Origin of the sequence: Buttiauxella massiliensis (genome assembly GCF_902500225.1) — a bacterium.
Taxonomy (GTDB): Bacteria; Pseudomonadota; Gammaproteobacteria; order Enterobacterales; family Enterobacteriaceae; genus Buttiauxella; species Buttiauxella massiliensis.
In genome coordinates, this window is record NZ_LR722667.1 from 58,828 (window position 1) to 75,541 (window position 16,714).

14 protein-coding genes are annotated in these 16,714 nt (G+C 50.4%); 6 read left to right on the plus strand and 8 right to left on the minus strand.

The features are described 5' to 3' along the window. Positions 1–12 precede the first annotated feature (12 nt). The 3 genes from wecA to trxA all read right to left on the minus strand — a co-directional run bounded on the left by wecA (position 13) and on the right by trxA (position 3,304). Entirely contained in the window at positions 13–1,104 is a 1,092-nt protein-coding gene (gene wecA, locus GC128_RS21205; RefSeq protein ID WP_134187791.1) for a UDP-N-acetylglucosamine--undecaprenyl-phosphate N-acetylglucosaminephosphotransferase, read from the minus strand. Between the two features lie 252 nt (positions 1,105–1,356). Continuing rightward, positions 1,357–2,616 (minus strand): transcription termination factor Rho, encoded by a 1,260-nt coding sequence (gene rho, locus GC128_RS21210; RefSeq protein WP_034492237.1) that lies wholly within the window; start codon positions 2,614–2,616, stop codon positions 1,357–1,359. 358 nt (positions 2,617–2,974) lie between these two features. Then, a complete protein-coding gene (gene trxA, locus GC128_RS21215) occupies positions 2,975–3,304 on the minus strand; it encodes a thioredoxin TrxA (RefSeq protein ID WP_034461718.1) in 330 nt (109 codons plus the stop codon). A gap of 118 nt (positions 3,305–3,422) precedes the next feature. On the opposite strand from trxA, the gene rhlB reads away from it, so the two are divergent. Both rhlB and gppA read left to right on the plus strand, forming a co-directional pair. Then, positions 3,423–4,694 carry an ATP-dependent RNA helicase RhlB gene (rhlB, locus tag GC128_RS21220; RefSeq protein WP_034461719.1) on the plus strand — a complete coding sequence of 424 codons (1,272 nt, stop codon included), beginning with the start codon at positions 3,423–3,425 and terminating at the stop codon, positions 4,692–4,694. Positions 4,695–4,700: 6 nt separating this feature from the next. Then, positions 4,701–6,185, plus strand: a complete 1,485-nt coding sequence (gene gppA, locus GC128_RS21225) for a guanosine-5'-triphosphate,3'-diphosphate diphosphatase (protein WP_151995963.1) — start codon at positions 4,701–4,703, stop codon at positions 6,183–6,185. A 1-nt stretch (position 6,186) separates the two neighbouring features. On the opposite strand, the gene rep is transcribed toward gppA, so the two are convergent. The 4 genes from rep to GC128_RS21245 form a co-directional block, all read right to left on the minus strand. Then, positions 6,187–8,208 (minus strand): DNA helicase Rep, encoded by a 2,022-nt coding sequence (rep, locus tag GC128_RS21230; protein WP_151995964.1) that lies wholly within the window; start codon positions 8,206–8,208, stop codon positions 6,187–6,189. Between the two features lie 92 nt (positions 8,209–8,300). Then, the gene (pnuC, locus tag GC128_RS21235) at positions 8,301–9,029 is read right to left on the minus strand and encodes a nicotinamide riboside transporter PnuC (protein ID WP_151995965.1); all 729 of its coding nucleotides are present in this window, start codon (positions 9,027–9,029) and stop codon (positions 8,301–8,303) included. Beyond that, positions 9,029–9,778: a nucleoside phosphorylase gene (locus GC128_RS21240; RefSeq protein WP_151995966.1), complete on the minus strand. Its 750-nt coding sequence runs from the start codon at positions 9,776–9,778 to the stop codon at positions 9,029–9,031. Before GC128_RS21240 ends, pnuC begins: the two co-directional genes overlap by 1 nt. Before the next feature lie 27 nt (positions 9,779–9,805). Further along, positions 9,806–10,498: a Crp/Fnr family transcriptional regulator gene (locus GC128_RS21245; protein ID WP_407643543.1), complete on the minus strand. Its 693-nt coding sequence runs from the start codon at positions 10,496–10,498 to the stop codon at positions 9,806–9,808. A 279-nt stretch (positions 10,499–10,777) separates the two neighbouring features. On the opposite strand from GC128_RS21245, the gene ppiC reads away from it, so the two are divergent. Next, the gene (gene ppiC, locus GC128_RS21250) at positions 10,778–11,059 is read left to right on the plus strand and encodes a peptidylprolyl isomerase PpiC (RefSeq protein ID WP_064515151.1); all 282 of its coding nucleotides are present in this window, start codon (positions 10,778–10,780) and stop codon (positions 11,057–11,059) included. Between the two features lie 170 nt (positions 11,060–11,229). Here ppiC and ilvC read toward each other — a convergent pair whose 3' ends face one another. Continuing rightward, positions 11,230–12,705 carry a ketol-acid reductoisomerase gene (gene ilvC, locus GC128_RS21255; RefSeq protein WP_151995967.1) on the minus strand — a complete coding sequence of 492 codons (1,476 nt, stop codon included), beginning with the start codon at positions 12,703–12,705 and terminating at the stop codon, positions 11,230–11,232. A gap of 165 nt (positions 12,706–12,870) precedes the next feature. On the opposite strand from ilvC, the gene ilvY reads away from it, so the two are divergent. The 3 genes from ilvY (at position 12,871) to fabV (ending at position 16,528) form a co-directional block, all read left to right on the plus strand. Next, on the plus strand, positions 12,871–13,773 hold the full coding sequence (ilvY, locus tag GC128_RS21260; RefSeq protein ID WP_151995971.1) for an HTH-type transcriptional activator IlvY: 903 nt from the start codon (positions 12,871–12,873) through the stop codon (positions 13,771–13,773). A 131-nt stretch (positions 13,774–13,904) separates the two neighbouring features. Further along, positions 13,905–15,098: a dihydroxyacetone kinase subunit DhaL gene (gene dhaL / locus GC128_RS21265; protein ID WP_151995968.1), complete on the plus strand. Its 1,194-nt coding sequence runs from the start codon at positions 13,905–13,907 to the stop codon at positions 15,096–15,098. Positions 15,099–15,334: 236 nt separating this feature from the next. Next, positions 15,335–16,528: an enoyl-ACP reductase FabV gene (gene fabV / locus GC128_RS21270; protein ID WP_151995969.1), complete on the plus strand. Its 1,194-nt coding sequence runs from the start codon at positions 15,335–15,337 to the stop codon at positions 16,526–16,528. Positions 16,529–16,714: the final 186 nt, after the last annotated feature.

A 16,714-nucleotide genomic window follows, 5' to 3' on the forward strand; every position in this document is an offset into this window, starting at 1 on the left:
CTACTTTCAGAATTAAGAAATACTGCTGGTATTTCTACGTTGCCGACGCTTATGACGTCTTATAAAACGAGCAACTTTCCAGGCTCGTTTGATACAGTAATCATAGAGAACAAATGCAAGCAAGAATAATGCCAACATGACCCATTCTGGAATGAAATGCATGTATTCAGCCGCTACGCCAATTGAAGCAAGCAGAGCTGCTGCTGCTGTGATGAGTACGAATGCCTGCCGAGAAGTAAAACCGGCTCGCATAATCAGATGGTGAATATGCTGGCGATCTGGTGAGAATGGACTCATACCTTTGCGTAGTCGGCGATACATGATGGCAATCATATCCATCAATGGAATGGCAATAATCCATAATGCGGTGACAGGGCTAATAGGATGAGTTTTGCCCTGCGTAGTTTCAAGCAAGATCCAGATGACGGTAAAACCAATAAGAGTACTCCCCGCATCGCCCATAAAGACTTTATAGCGACGACCAAGTATCCCAAGGTTTAAAAGAATATAAGGCAGGATGGCAGCAATCATTGCGAAGCACCACATAGCCAAACTCAATTGCCCATCGAAATAAAGAATAATCCCCATTGCCGCAAAGGATACGCAAGAAAGCCCACCCAGCAGACCGTCGATACCGTCAACCATGTTGAAAGCATTTATTGCGGCCCAAACCGCAAATAAGGTTAAAAAATAACCGAATGGACCGAGAACCATTTCCCACGAGCCAAAAATATAGCCGAGGCTGAGCAGGTACAATTTTCCGACCACCATCATCACAATGCCGATTAAAGCCTGAACCGAAGCCCTAATTTTTACACTGATATCAAAACGGTCATCCAGGGCGCCGACAAATACCAGCACTCCAGCACATATCAAATAAAGCCATGCATGCGGGATATAGTAGTTAGCAATCAGAAAAGTAAAACAGATCCCAGCATAAACCGAGATACCGCCGACCAAAGGAATGAGTCCTTGGTGGCGTTTACGGAAGTTGGGTTTATCTACCAGACCGATTTTTTTTGCCGCTTTGCGCGCAAAAAAAAGAAAGATGGTGGTGAATAAAAAAATACAAACCAGGTCAGTTCCAGCGGTGATTAAATTCACAGTGCAAGCTCTCTGCAAAATAAAAGGTCAAGGACAACTTCTTTGAAGTCTACCCCGTCCAATGGTTATATACATCTAATCCTTGAACAACCTGGTTATTATTCAAACAACATCATCCAGCATTGCTGTAAATAACATAATGGCATTCCTTGCCACAATTATGTGCTTAGCTGCGATCATTACAGCTATATCGTATATACCAGAAATGAAAAACGCCACGTCTAAGCGTGGCGTTCCCCGAGTTTTTGTTACTTACGAGCGCTTCATCATATCAAAGAAGTCTTCGTTGGTTTTCGTCATCGCTAACTTGTTGATGAGGAATTCCATTGCATCAATCTCACCCATCGGGTGGATGATTTTACGCAGGATCCACATTTTCTGCAGTTCTTCCTGGGTAGTAAGCAACTCTTCTTTACGTGTACCTGAACGATTGTAGTCAATAGCAGGGAACACACGCTTCTCAGCGATTTTACGCGCCAGATGTAGTTCCATGTTGCCGGTACCTTTAAATTCTTCGTAGATAACTTCATCCATTTTAGAACCGGTATCAACCAACGCTGTAGCGATGATAGTCAGACTACCACCCTCTTCCACGTTACGTGCCGCACCGAAGAAGCGTTTTGGACGATGCAGGGCGTTAGCGTCCACACCACCAGTCAACACTTTGCCGGATGCCGGTACAACGGTGTTGTACGCACGCGCCAGACGAGTGATGGAGTCGAGAAGAATGATGACGTCTTTCTTATGCTCAACCAGACGTTTCGCTTTCTCGATAACCATTTCGGCAACCTGAACGTGGCGTGATGCTGGCTCATCAAAGGTAGAAGCAATCACTTCGCCTTTAACCAGACGCTGCATCTCGGTTACTTCTTCAGGACGTTCATCGATCAGCAGAACCATCAGCACGCAGTCTGGGTGGTTATATGCAATGCTGGTTGCGATGTTTTGCAGCAGCATTGTTTTACCGGCTTTCGGCGGAGCCACAATCAGGCCACGCTGACCGCGACCGATTGGCGATGCCAGATCCAGTACACGTGCAGTTAAGTCTTCGGTAGAACCGTTACCACGTTCCATGCGTAAACGAGAGTTAGCATGCAGCGGGGTTAAGTTTTCAAACAGGATTTTGCTACGCGCGTTTTCCGGCTTGTCGTAGTTGACTTCGTTAACTTTCAGCAGTGCAAAGTAACGCTCACCTTCTTTCGGCGGGCGAATCTTACCGGAGATGGTATCCCCTGTGCGGAGGTTGAAACGGCGGATTTGGCTGGGAGAAACGTAGATATCATCAGGACCGGCGAGGTAGGAGCTGTCTGCAGAGCGGAGGAAACCAAATCCGTCCTGCAATATCTCCAGTACACCGTCACCAAAGATATCTTCACCACTCTTCGCATGTTGCTTCAGGATGGAGAAAATAATGTCTTGCTTGCGCATACGGGCTTGGTTTTCCAGCCCCATATTTTCGCCGAGAGTAATCAGCTCAGAAACCGGCGTATTCTTTAATTCGGTAAGATTCATAATGGTGGGTTCTTAAACTCGGGGTAAATCTCGAACATGTATCGTGAATGGTATGGCAGGATCATCCATGCCTGTTTAATGGCCACCACCACATGTCTTATCGCTGCCTGGTCATAGGAAAAACGCAGAACTGAAACGACACGACGGAATGGGTGATACGCCCGAAATCGATTATGCGACCGTATGTTCACTGTAAAACAGCGTCTTAGTGAAGGGAAACTGGAAGCATTAGGTATTACAAAGATTCAAACTACAAGACAAGTTCTAAATGCAGTAAAAGTAACTTAGCATGACTGACGCCGGGCGTCCAGCGGCTCACAAAAAATTGCGAACCACGCACGCACCGGCTGAGATTCCATTATGCCAGATTAGCGTCGAGGAACTCTTTTAACTGGCCTTTGGACAGTGCGCCAACTTTGGTCGCAGCCACTTCACCGTTCTTGAACAGCAACAGAGTTGGGATACCACGGATACCATATTTTGGTGCCGTGCCCGGGTTCTGATCGATGTTCAGTTTAGCAACGGTCAGATTGCCCTGATATTCATCAGCGATTTCATCAAGAATCGGGGCGATCATCTTGCATGGACCACACCACTCTGCCCAGAAATCAACCAGGATCAACCCATCAGCTTTTAGCACGTCCGTGTCGAAACTGTCGTCAGTCAGGTGAATAATTTTATCGCTCATGTTCTACTCCGCAGGATTATGTCTACCTTGTTGGTGTAGCATTAACCAACTTAAGGTTGACTTTATTTCACCGGATACGCTTTCGTAAAGCAATAGTTAGCTGATATTCTACCACACTATGAGCAAAACACATTTGACCGAACAGAAGTTTTCCGACTTCGCACTGCACCCTAAGGTGATTGAAGCCCTTGAAAATAAAGGGTTTCATAACTGCACCCCTATTCAGGCATTGGCACTACCGCTGACACTAGCGAATCGTGACGTTGCAGGGCAGGCGCAAACCGGTACTGGCAAAACGATGGCGTTTTTGACGTCAACGTTCCATTATTTACTCTCTCACCCGGTTCCAGAGAATCGCCAGGTGAACCAGCCGCGTGCCTTAATTATGGCGCCGACTCGTGAACTGGCAGTCCAAATTCACTCTGATGCAGAGCCACTAGCACAATCGACCGGCCTTAAACTCGGCCTGGCGTACGGTGGTGACGGCTACGATAAACAGCTTAAAGTGCTGGAAAGCGGTGTTGATATTCTTATCGGCACAACTGGTCGTTTGATTGATTATGCCAAGCAAAACCACATTAACTTAGGCGCAATTCAGGTTGTGGTGCTGGATGAAGCCGATCGCATGTACGATCTGGGCTTTATTAAAGATATTCGCTGGTTGTTCCGCCGTATGCCGCCAGTCACTCAACGCCTGAACATGCTGTTCTCCGCCACACTCTCTTACCGTGTGCGTGAACTGGCATTCGAGCAAATGAACAACGCGGAATACGTGGAAGTCGAGCCGGAGCAAAAAACCGGTCACCGCATTCAGGAAGAGCTGTTCTACCCTTCTAACGAAGAGAAAATGCGTTTGCTGCAGACTCTCATCGAAGAAGAGTGGCCAGATCGCGCCATCATCTTTGCCAACACTAAACACCGTTGTGAAGATATCTGGGGTCACCTTGCAGCCGATGGGCACCGTGTTGGTTTGCTGACCGGCGATGTTGCTCAGAAAAAACGTCTGCGCATCCTTGAAGAATTCACCCGTGGCGATCTGGATATTCTGGTTGCAACCGATGTTGCCGCTCGCGGTCTGCATATCCCGTTAGTTACACACGTTTTCAACTACGATCTTCCTGATGACTGCGAAGATTACGTTCACCGTATTGGTCGTACCGGCCGTGCTGGCGAAAGCGGTCATTCCATTAGCCTTGCGTGTGAAGATTATGCGTTGAACCTGTCTGCCATTGAGACTTACATTGGTCACTCAATTCCGGTCAGCAAATACAAAACTGAAGCACTGTTAAGCGAACTTCCTCCACCGAAGCGTCTGACTCGCGCCCGTCCGGGTAACGGTCCTCGCCGTAATGGTGGCGCTCCTCGCGGTAATCGCCGTCGCACAGGTTAAAAATTTATGCTCAGCTCCACCTCGCTGTATGCTGCAATAGATTTAGGCTCTAATAGCTTTCATATGTTGGTTGTACGTGAGGTGGCAGGGAGCATACAAACCCTTGCCCGGATTAAGCGAAAAGTACGCCTTGCTGCTGGTTTAAGCAGCGACAATACGCTTTCACGTGAAGCAATGGAGCGCGGGTGGCAATGCCTGCGCTTGTTCGCTGAACGTCTTCAAGATATTCCTCAAACCCAAATTCGCGTGGTCGCCACTGCAACTCTCCGTCTTGCCACCAATGCCAATGAATTCATTGAGCAAGCTGAAAAAATCCTCGGCTGCCCGGTGCAAATTATTCATGGTGAAGAAGAAGCACGTCTGATTTATCAGGGTGTTGCCCATACGACAGGCGGTGCCGATCAACGCCTAGTGGTTGATATCGGCGGTGCCAGCACGGAACTTGTGACAGGCTCGGGGGCGCAAACCACCGCACTCTTTAGCTTATCGATGGGTTGCGTGACCTGGCTTGAGCGTTTTTTCAGTGACCGAAATCTTGCCAAAGAAAACTTCGATGCTGCCGAAAGCGCTGCAAAAGAGGTTCTCAGGCCGATTTGCGACCGGTTAAAACACCACGGTTGGAAAGTGTGTGTCGGTGCATCAGGCACCGTGCAAGCACTGCAAGAAATCATGATGGCGCAAGGCATGGATGAACGCATTACGCTCGCAAAACTTCAACAACTGAAGCAACGAGCCATTCAATGCGGGCGTCTTGAAGAATTAGAGATTGAAGGTTTAACGCTAGAAAGAGCCTTGGTATTCCCAAGCGGCCTCGCCATTTTAATCGCAATTTTCGAAGAGTTATCGATTGACTGCATGACACTTGCCGGTGGTGCTTTGCGTGAAGGGCTGGTTTACGGAATGCTGCATCTGACTGTTAATCAAGAGATCAGAAGCCGTACCGTACGCAATATCCAACGTCGTTTTATGGTGGATACCGGTCAGGCAGAACGCGTTCAGCAATTAGCATTAGCCTTCACCACACAGTTAAAAGATGCATGGAGTCTAACGCCACTCAGCATAGAAATGCTCAGCAGTGCAGCATTGCTCCATGAAATTGGCCTGAGTGTTGATTTCAAACAGGCGCCGCAACATGCCGCCTATCTGGTGAAGAATCTTGATCTTCCGGGATATACACCAGCGCAGAAAAAGCTGCTGGCAACGCTAATGTTGAACCAGACAAACCCAGTCGATCTCTCTTCTCTCCACCAGCAAAACGCCGTACCACCTCGTATTGCGGAACATCTCTGTCGCTTGTTACGTCTGGCTATTATCTTCGCCAGCCGCCGTAGGGACGATATCTTGCCGCAAATTGCACTGAAAGTTGAGGGTGAAACCTTAAATCTCGAGCTTCCAGAAAAGTGGCTGGAATGCCACCCTCTAGGTGCTGAACTGCTGGAACAAGAAAGCCTTTGGCAGAGTTATGTCCATTGGCATTTAATGATTAAATAACTCAGCTTTTACGCGCTTTTGCCAGCATTTCACGGATGTTGGCGACATTACTCTGCCCTTTTGTCATACGCTCTTCAGCCGATACCACTTTACGTTCAGTCTCCCATTGCAAGTCATCGTGTGGCAATTCCAGCAAGAAACGGCTTGGTTCCGGGCGGATCAATTCACCATACTGACGTCGCTCTTTGCAAAGCGTGAAGGTTAGCTCTTTCTGCGCACGAGTAATCCCCACGTAAGCCAGGCGGCGCTCTTCATCAATATTATCTTCGTCGATGCTGCTCTGATGCGGCAGAATGCCCTCTTCCATCCCGACTAAAAATACGTACGGGAACTCCAACCCTTTCGAGGCATGAAGGGTCATTAATTGCACCTGGTCTGTGTCTTCATCACTCTCGCCACGTTCCATCATATCGCGCAGGGTAAAACGTGTGACGACCTGAGTCAGCGTCATCGGCTCATCAATTTCTGAACCCTCAAGCATTTCCGTCATCCAGCTGAAAAGCAGGTTAACGTTCTTCATGCGCATTTCGGCAGCTTTCTGACTGGGGGATGTTTCATACAGCCAGCTTTCGTAGTCGATGCCGTGAATCAAATCACGTACCGCTGCGATAGGTTCACGCTCAGCAAGCGTTGCCACATCGCGTAACCAATGAGTAAAACGCTGCAACGACTCAAGACCACGACCATTTAGCGTTTGGCTCAAACCCATATCAAAGCTTGCGCCAAATAAACCTTTATTACGCTGAGTTGCCCAGGAACCGAGTTTTTGCATCGTAACCGGGCCAATTTCACGTTTCGGCGTATTCACAATCCGCATGAATGCGCTGTCGTCATCCGGGTTGGTCAGCACACGCAGATAGGCCAGCAGATCTTTGATTTCAGGACGTGAGAAGAATGAAGTTCCACCAGAAATACGATAAGGAATGCGGTTTTGCATCAACATTTTTTCAAACACGCGCGACTGGTGATTCCCGCGATAGAGAATGGCGTAATCTTTGTAGTTGGTCTTATTGATGAAGTGATGGGCAATGAGCTCGCCAGTTACGCGTTCGGCCTCATGATCTTCACTGTTCGCGGTCAGCACTTTTAATTCGGTGCCGTAACCCAGCTCCGAAAACAGCCGCTTTTCGAACACGTGAGGGTTATTGGCGATCAAAATGTTTGCCGCTTTCAGAATGCGCCCGGAAGAACGGTAATTCTGCTCAAGCTTAATGACCTGAAGCGCCGGGAAATCCTGGCTTAGCAAAACAAGGTTTTGTGGTCGTGCGCCACGCCAGGAGTAAATCGACTGGTCATCATCGCCCACTACGGTAAACCTTGCTCGCGCGCCCACCAGCAGCTTCACCAGTTCGTACTGGCTGGTGTTGGTATCCTGGTATTCATCCACCAGCAAATAGCGGATGCGGTTTTGCCAACGCTCGCGCACTTCTTCATTGCGCTGTAAAAGCAGCGTTGGCAGCAAAATCAGATCGTCAAAATCCAGTACGTTGCACGATTTCAGATGCGTATCGTAAAGCTCATAACAGTGGGCAAAGATTCGGTCCCGTTCTCCTTTCGCCTGCGCTGCGGCCTGCGACGGGGTCAGCAGATCGTTTTTCCAGTTTGAGATCGTCGAGATCAATTGTTGCAATAACGTTTTATCGTCTTCGAGCAAACCCTCCGTCAGCTCTTTTAGCAACGCCATCTGGTCGGTGTCGTCAAACAGCGAGAAGTTAGACTTCATACCGAGAGCGGCGAATTCACGTTTGATTATCTCAAGCCCTAACGTGTGGAACGTGGAGATCAGCAGACCGCGCGCTTCTTTGCGCCCCAGCGTTTGCGCCACACGCTCTTTCATCTCACGCGCTGCTTTGTTGGTAAAAGTCACGGCGGCGATATGGCGAGCCTGATAACCGCATTCGCGGATCAGATACGCCATTTTATTGGTGATAACACGCGTTTTGCCGGAACCAGCGCCCGCCAAGACCAGGCAGGGTCCTGTGACAAATTCGACGGCTTGTTGTTGGCCAGGGTTTAAACGCATGATGTATTGCTCAATCTTCGAACGGGGGAAGGATTGTAGCAGAAGTGGTGCAGATGGTGCAGCGGGCAGCCCAAGCGAGCTGCCCGAAAAAATCAGGAGGAGGTAGAAGCCAGAGGCGTATAGCCATTACGTTTTGCACGGGCGACCCAGCTACAGGAGCCCATCACCGCAATTGCCGTAAGCAAAACATATTCAAGCGACATCGCATAAACGCCTTGAATGGCATAAATAACCACGCTTATCACGTCAATCACGACCCACAGCAGCCAGTTTTCGACATATTTACGGGTCATTAGCGCCATTGCCACTATCGAAAGCACCAGCATGGTTGAGTCCCAGAATGGCATCGCATCAGGTTGCAGCTCTGGCATCACTACGGAAATACCCACAGCCTGCAAGATGGAAATCATCATGTGGGTTAGCGCCGCAAACACCGGGTCGATAAATAACGTCATCAACAAAATTGCCACAATACAAATCGCACCCAGTACGGCGGTTTGCTGACGAGATAACCAACGAACCTTGAGCGTGGCCTCATTATTTTCGGTCTGTCGACTCCACGCGTACCATCCATAAATATTGGCGGCAAAGAAGAACACTTGCAGCAGCAGGCTGGCATAAAGCTGAATCTGAAAGAATATAGCCGCAAACAGCGTGACGTTAATCAACCCAAACAAATAGTTGATGATTTTTTCCTTGCTGGCAAACCAGATACATAGCAAACCAAACAGCGTACCAATCGCTTCAATCCACGATAGTGCATAACCACCTTCACCCAAAGGGATCGAGACCATCACATTGTTAATACTGAAAAAATCCATTATTTTTCTCCTTGCTGACTATCAGCATAGATTGCGCGTAGTGCCAGCAGGATTTGGCGTTCTTCACCCTCCAGACACAAAGTTTCCTGCTGCACGTAGTCGTTGATACTGCTATCAAGGCAACCATTATGTTCGACAACCACATTCAATAGTGACGCTGTGCGCAGCCCGCGTAATGCTCCAACAACCATCAGCGCGGCACTCTCCATATCCGCGCCCAGGATTCCCCGTGCTGACCATTCCGCATCCAGCAGCACTTCTCGATCAGTGTAAAAACTGTCATGGCTACGCACCAACCCATGAACGGCGGGGATGCCCATTTGCTTTGCCTGCTGAACTAGTGTTGCGGTTAACAGCGGATCGGCACAGGCCGGGTAACAAGCTGGTGCATAGGTTCTGCTGGTGCCGTCATCCGCGACGGCTCCGTGAGCGATAACGATATCCCCCAGTACCAGGCTATCTTGCAACGCACCGCAACTGCCAATACGAATCATCGTTTTCATACCAATCTGGCACAGTTCCTCAATAGCTATCGCCGTCGATGGGCCACCGATCCCCGTGGATAGCACCAGAATTTCAATACCCTGATACCAGCCGCTCATGGCCCGAAACTCACGGTTTTGCCCCAGTTTTTTAGGGTTATCCAGAAAACTGGCAATACGATCTACGCGATCTGGATCACCGGGTAACAAAGCGTACTTCGCACTCGTCATATTATGATCAAGCCGAATATGTGGCTGAAGCGACATCATCCCTCTCCTTATTTTTTCCTTTATTTAGATATCAGCCTCCTGCCTGAGTTGCTCAGGGGCCAGCAAAACAACTCTTTCTCCTTCGGTATCAATAATCAGAAGCGATTTCAGGTCATGTAAAATGCGATTAACACTACGGGTTGTGGCCGCAAACTCCTGACTGATATTTTGTTTATCAATAAATATTTCAGTCGTTTTCTGCTGTTGAAACTGCAGCCAGAGCGCCTGACATACCCGCTGATGAAGTGAATAAAGATTGTCGCTGCTGGCCTTCCTGGACAGCTGGTAATATTGCTGGCTGAAAAATCGTAGCATCCGCTGGTTAAAATAATTATCGAGCTCCAACCAACGGCAAAAATGTGTCTGAGATAAGCTCAATATTTGCGTATTAGTGACAGCAGAAACGGAGCAGATGTAATGCCGTGATTCAAATATTTCCAGCTCACCTAACATGTCACCTTTGTAGTAACGAGCCTGCCGATAACGGCGGCCATCCTCAGCTTCAAAGAAGACATCAACTTCACCTGCAACAATTAATGAAAAACGCTGGCATTTATCCCCCTGTCGGCAAAGCATTGCTCCACGAGGCACTTCTTCAAAAATCCAGCGCTGCATAATCTCCAGTGGGCAATTTTTTAATAGTTCATACAGCACTGGATCACGCACAACCTGTGTCAGCCCTGATAACCAACCATCTGAAAATTCAGTCTCTTTCATTATATTTATGATAGCGCTCTCCATAACGGGAAAGACAGGACGGGTGTCCTGCGTAATAGGGAGAAGGCCTTTAAAAAAGGTTGCCCACCTCCCGATTCCTTCAATCGGATGGGACATCTGTCCTGCTACGCCAAAGTGCATATGCCCGACGGCTGAAAGACTGGTACTGGTAAAGAAGGGATTATTGCAAAGTAAAAGGCAAGTAAACCAAATTTGGCTATCACATGACGCATGCTATTATTGCGGCCAGATTTATATTCACCCAATCAAGGCACTATCATGGCAAAAACCGCGGCAGCATTGCATATCCTTGTTAAGGAAGAAAAACTGGCTCAGGAAATTTTGGCGCAGCTTCAAGCTGGCGGCGACTTTGAGAAACTGGCTAAAAAGCACTCCACTTGCCCGTCAGGAAAAAAAGGTGGGCACTTAGGTGAATTCCGTCAGGGCCAGATGGTTCCGGCGTTCGATAAAGTGGTGTTCTCCTGCCCGCTGCTGGAGCCATATGGCCCGCTGCATACTCAGTTTGGTTACCACATTATCAAAGTGTTATACCGCAACTAAAAAAAGCCCGGTAGCGTTAAGCTTACCGGGCCTGTATCAATGCTATACCCCTATGGATTTCGATTTGCAGCCAGGCGGCAAGTAAGTACAGTCCCAGGAGCATAGACAACTATGTGACTGGGGTGTACGAGCGCCGCCAACACAGCGGCGAATCGAAAGACGACGGGGTATTATCCTGCTACTGCAATACGCTTCATATCTTTCATATAGCCGCGCAGTTTCTTGCCTACGGTTTCGATTTCGTGGTTGCGAATCGCTTCGTTCACGTCACGCAGTTGCGCGTTATCAACCGCACCAGCCGGGATTTCTTTACCCAAATCACCCGCTTGCAAAGTTGTCATGAACTCTTTCAGCAATGGAACTGCTGCGTAAGAGAACAGGTAGTTGCCATACTCAGCGGTATCAGAGATAACCACGTTCATTTCGTACAGACGCTTACGTGCGATGGTGTTGGCAATCAGCGGCAGCTCGTGCAGAGATTCGTAGTAAGCTGATTCTTCGATGATGCCCGCATCAACCATGGTTTCGAATGCCAGCTCAACGCCCGCTTTCACCATTGCGATCATCAGAACGCCTTTATCGAAGTATTCCTGCTCAGAAATCTTACCGTCAAACTGTGCAGCGGTTTCGAAGGCAGTTTTGCCGGTCTCTTCACGCCAGGTCAGCAAGTTCTTATCATCATTTGCCCAGTCAGCCATCATGCCGGAAGAGAATTCGCCGGAGATGATGTCGTCCATGTGTTTCTGGAATAATGGAGCCATGATGGTTTTCAATTGTTCAGACAACGCATAAGCACGGACTTTCGCCGGGTTGGACAAACGGTCCATCATCAGCGTAATACCGCCTTGTTTCAGCGCTTCGGTGATGGTTTCCCAGCCGAACTGAATCAGTTTTTCAGCGTATGCCGGGTCGGTGCCCTCTTCCACCAGCTTATCGAAGCACAGCAGAGAACCCGCTTGCAGCATTCCACACAGAATGGTTTGCTCACCCATCAGGTCAGATTTAACTTCTGCCACGAAGGAAGACTCCAGAACGCCCGCACGGTGGCCGCCAGTTGCCGCAGCCCAGGCTTTAGCGATGGCCATGCCTTCGCCTTTCGGATCGTTTTCCGGGTGAACCGCAATCAGCGTCGGAACACCGAAACCACGTTTGTATTCTTCACGAACTTCAGTACCCGGGCATTTTGGCGCAACCATCACAACGGTGATGTCCTTACGGATTTGCTCGCCCACTTCAACCACGTTGAAACCGTGGGAGTAACCCAATGCTGCACCGTCTTTCATCATCGGCTGAACAGCCTTAACAACCGCAGAGTGCTGTTTGTCTGGCGTCAGGTTAACAACCAGATCCGCTTGCGGGATCAGTTCTTCGTAAGTACCCACTTTAAAACCGTTTTCGGTCGCTTTACGCCATGAAGCACGTTTCTCAGCGATAGCTTCTGCGCGCAGAGCATAAGCAACATCCAGACCGGAGTCGCGCATGTTCAGACCCTGGTTCAGGCCTTGTGCGCCACAACCGACGATGACGACTTTTTTGCCTTTGAGGTAGCTTGCTTCATCGGCGAATTCATCACGCCCCATGAAACGACATTTACCCAGTTGCGCCAACTGCTGACGCAGGTTCAAAGTATTGAAATAGTTAGCCATCGTGGTGGTACTCCGTAATTGTTGTGTTGTGCTTTGTAAGGTTCGCCAGCCGTGTCTTGCTTGCGATAATGAACTCACTATATGACAGGAAATGCGTTGCTGAAATTGATATATTAACAACGTGACGTTGCAGTTTTTGCAACGTGAAAACGAGGGCTGATGACCATGGATTTACGCGATCTGAAAACGTTTCTTCATCTTGCGGAAAGCCGCCATTTTGGCAGGAGCGCGCGCGCCATGCACGTTAGCCCTTCTACGCTTTCGCGCCAGATCCAGCGCCTTGAAGACGATTTAGGCCAGCCTTTGTTTTTACGTGATAACCGCACCGTGACGCTGACTGAGGCCGGGGAACAACTCAAACAGTTCGCCCAGCACACGCTGTTGCAGTATCAGCAAATGCGCCACACCATCGGTCAGGAAGGGCCATCGCTGACCGGCGAACTGCATCTGTTTTGCTCAGTTACCGCCGCCTACAGCCATTTACCCCCGATTCTCGACCGATTCCGTGCGGAACATCCCAATGTAGAGATCAAGCTGACGACCGGCGATGCAGCGGATGCGGTAGAAAAAGTCGATTCAGACGAAGCAGATCTTGCGATTGCCGGTAAGCCAGAAACATTACCTCCCGGCGTCGCATTCTCTATTCTGGATAATTTATCCGTGGCACTTATCGCCCCAGCGCTACCGTGTCCGGTGCGGGCGCAGGTGAACCAGCCAGATCCCGACTGGGCAAAAGTGCCGTTTATTTTGCCGGATCAAGGCCCGGTGCGCCGCCGTATTGAGCTATGGTTCCGCCGCCAGAAAATCAGCAATCCGTCGATTTATGCCACCGTCGGCGGCCATGAGGCGATGGTCTCTATGGTAGCGCTGGGCTGCGGCGTGGCGCTGCTGCCGGAAATCGTGCTGGAAAATAGTCCCGAGCCGGTGCGTAACCGCGTGATGATCCTTGAACGTAGCGATGAGAAAACACCGTTTGAACTGGGTGTTTGCGTGCAGAAAAAGCGGCTGCATGAACCGTTGGTGGATGCCTTCTGGAAGATTGTTCTGGAGCGCAAAATCGCCGAATAGTGTTAACGCATTCAGCCCCCAGTCATGCCCCTGGTTCGGGAGATTAATTGGTATCAAAGGTGCCAGGTGTAAACGGGCTCCGCAGGTAAAATCGTCACTAAAGAAACAGGGCCTTACGAGAGGGTGTGACGATGCAAAAACCCAAAAAGATCTTCAATAACACCGATAATATTCGTAGCGAAATCATGGAAGGGCTGGTGTACGCGGGGCGCGGTAAGATCCACGCCCTGCCGGATTATTGCGCGGTTTATCGTACGCTAGCGCAAAACGGCCAGACCGTTATCGTCAGCGGCGGTGGCAGCGGCCATGAGCCGACGTTTGCCGGGTTCGTCGGCGAAGGCGGCATCGATGCCTGCGCGCTGGGCGAAGTCTTCACCTCCCCCTCTCCCGACCAAATCATTGAAGCCAGCCGTGCCGTTCATCAGGGCAACGGCGTGCTGTTCCTCTACGGCAACTACTCCGGCGATGGCATGAACTTTGATATCGCTGCTGAAATCCTGGCTGAAGAAGGGATCGAGTGCCGCACCGTGCGTGCCACGGATGATATTGCCTCGGCACCGCCGGAAAGAATGTCCGACGGCCGCGGCGTGGGCGGGCTAGCGTTTTTGTACAAGCTGACCGGCGCCGCAGCCCAGTTTGAGCGCTACGCCCTGCCAGAGCTGGAAGCGCTGGCAAATAAAGCCAACCATAACACCCGCACCATTGGTGTCGCGCTCAGCGGTTGCGCGCTGCCGCAGGCCGATACCTTTAACTTCACGCTGGCCGATAACGAAATCGAGCTGGGCATTGGCGATGGCGACCACGGTATCGGCATTAAACGCGGCTTTATCGCGCTTAACGCACTGCTCGCCGCACCAGAATTTACCGCCACTGATATTGGTGACGCTCTGCTGCAAAGCGGTACTCGCCTGATGACCAGCATGGGCGGCGCGTCCGGGGCCATTTTCGGTACCCTTTTCCGCGCTGGGGGTAAAGGCCTGACTGGGCGCACTGAGCTGGATGCTACCACCCTCGCCGAGTGGTTGGCGATCGGCATGCAGGCCATCCACCAGCGCGGCGGCGCCGAGCCGGGGGATAAAACGATGGTCGATGCGTTGGCCGCCGCCGCCGAGTGCGCCAAAGCGGACGTAGCGCTAGCGCTGCCGGAAGCGCTTACCCACTGCGCGCAGGCGGCAATGGCGGGCGCAGAGGGCACCAGCGCGATGGTTGCGCGCTTTGGGCGCGCCAAAAATCTGGGTGAGCGGACCATTGGCCACTGCAACCCAGGCGCGGTGTCGATGGCGTTGATCCTGCAGTTTATGGCGGAATTTGCCCATCAGAACTAACCTGCAATAGCGCTCAACGTCCACAGGGGCCATGTTTACGCATGGCCCTTTTCTGGCCTGCGGTCCGGCGTCTGACGGCTAAAATCAGTGGTAGATTCAGTATTGGCGCTCCTTTTCTGTATAATGTTGCGATCCATTGTAGTGGGGGGATTGTTAACCATGTCGTTAAACAAGCCAGAGCAGACGGTGTCATTGCGTACTTGACAGCGAAAATACAAACTTAATTAGCCATCATTATGATAATCAAACCAAAAATTCGTGGATTCATCTGTACAACGACCCATCCGACTGGCTGTAAAGTCAATGTGGAAAAACAGATCGAGTACGTTAAGCAAAACGGCAAAATCGAGGACGGCCCTTCCCGCGTGCTGGTGATCGGTGCTTCCACCGGTTACGGCCTTGCTTCCAGAATTTCCGCCGCCTTTGGCAGTGGTGCCGCCACTATCGGCGTATTTTTCGAAAAACCAGGCACGGACACCAAGCCAGGTTCCGCAGGCTGGTATAACTCTGCCGCCTTCGACGAAGCGGCCAAGCGTGAAGGTCTGTATTCCAAAAGCATCAACGGCGACGCGTTCTCTGACGAATGCCGCGATGAAGTGATCAAACTCATCAAAGAAGACCTGGGTCAGATTGATCTGGTGGTTTACTCACTGGCTTCCCCAGTGCGTAAAATGCCGAAAACCGGTGAAGTCGTCCGTTCTGCGTTGAAGCCAATCGGCGAGGTTTACACCTCTAAAGCGATTGATACCAACAAAGATCAGATCATGACCGCCAGCATTGAGCCGGCAACCGAAGAAGAAGTTCAGAACACCGTTACCGTTATGGGCGGCGAAGACTGGGAACTGTGGATGGGCGCGCTGAGCGAAGCTGGCGTGCTGGCTGAAGGCGTGAAAACCGTGGCCTACTCCTACATCGGTACCGACCTGACCTGGCCAATCTACTGGCACGGTGCGCTGGGTAAAGCGAAAGAAGACCTCGACCGTGCGGCGGGTGAACTGCGCAACCAACTGGCTCCGCTGAACGGTTCTGCCAACGTTGCGGTACTGAAGTCCGTCATCACCCAAGCGTCTTCCGCCATTCCAGTGATGCCGCTGTACATCTCTATGGTCTTCAAGCTGATGAAAGCACATGGGATTCACGAAGGCTGTATCGAGCAGATCAACCGTCTGATAACCACCAGCCTGTACGGCGACAAAGTGGCGCTTGATGACAACCAGCGTATCCGTATGGATGACTGGGAACTGCGTGAAGACATTCAGCAGGCATGCCGCGACCTATGGCCGCTGATCACCACTGAAAACCTGGCGCAAGAAACCGACTATGCAGGCTACAAGCAGGAATTCCTGAACCTGTTCGGTTTTGGCCTCGACGGTGTGGACTACGACGCTGACGTGAACACTGAAGTTGAATTCGACGTGATCACGCTGTAATTTTTTGATGCTGCCGTAAAAAGGGTTCATGCTTGCGCATGAACCCTTTTTTATTCGGCTGACCCGTCCTAAATAGCGTTGACACATTTAACTCGTACTATGAGGAAAATGTGATGAACCAGTACGTTAAACGCACGCAACGCGATTACCCTCTATCCTTTAAATTGGCCGTTGTCGAACAAGTCG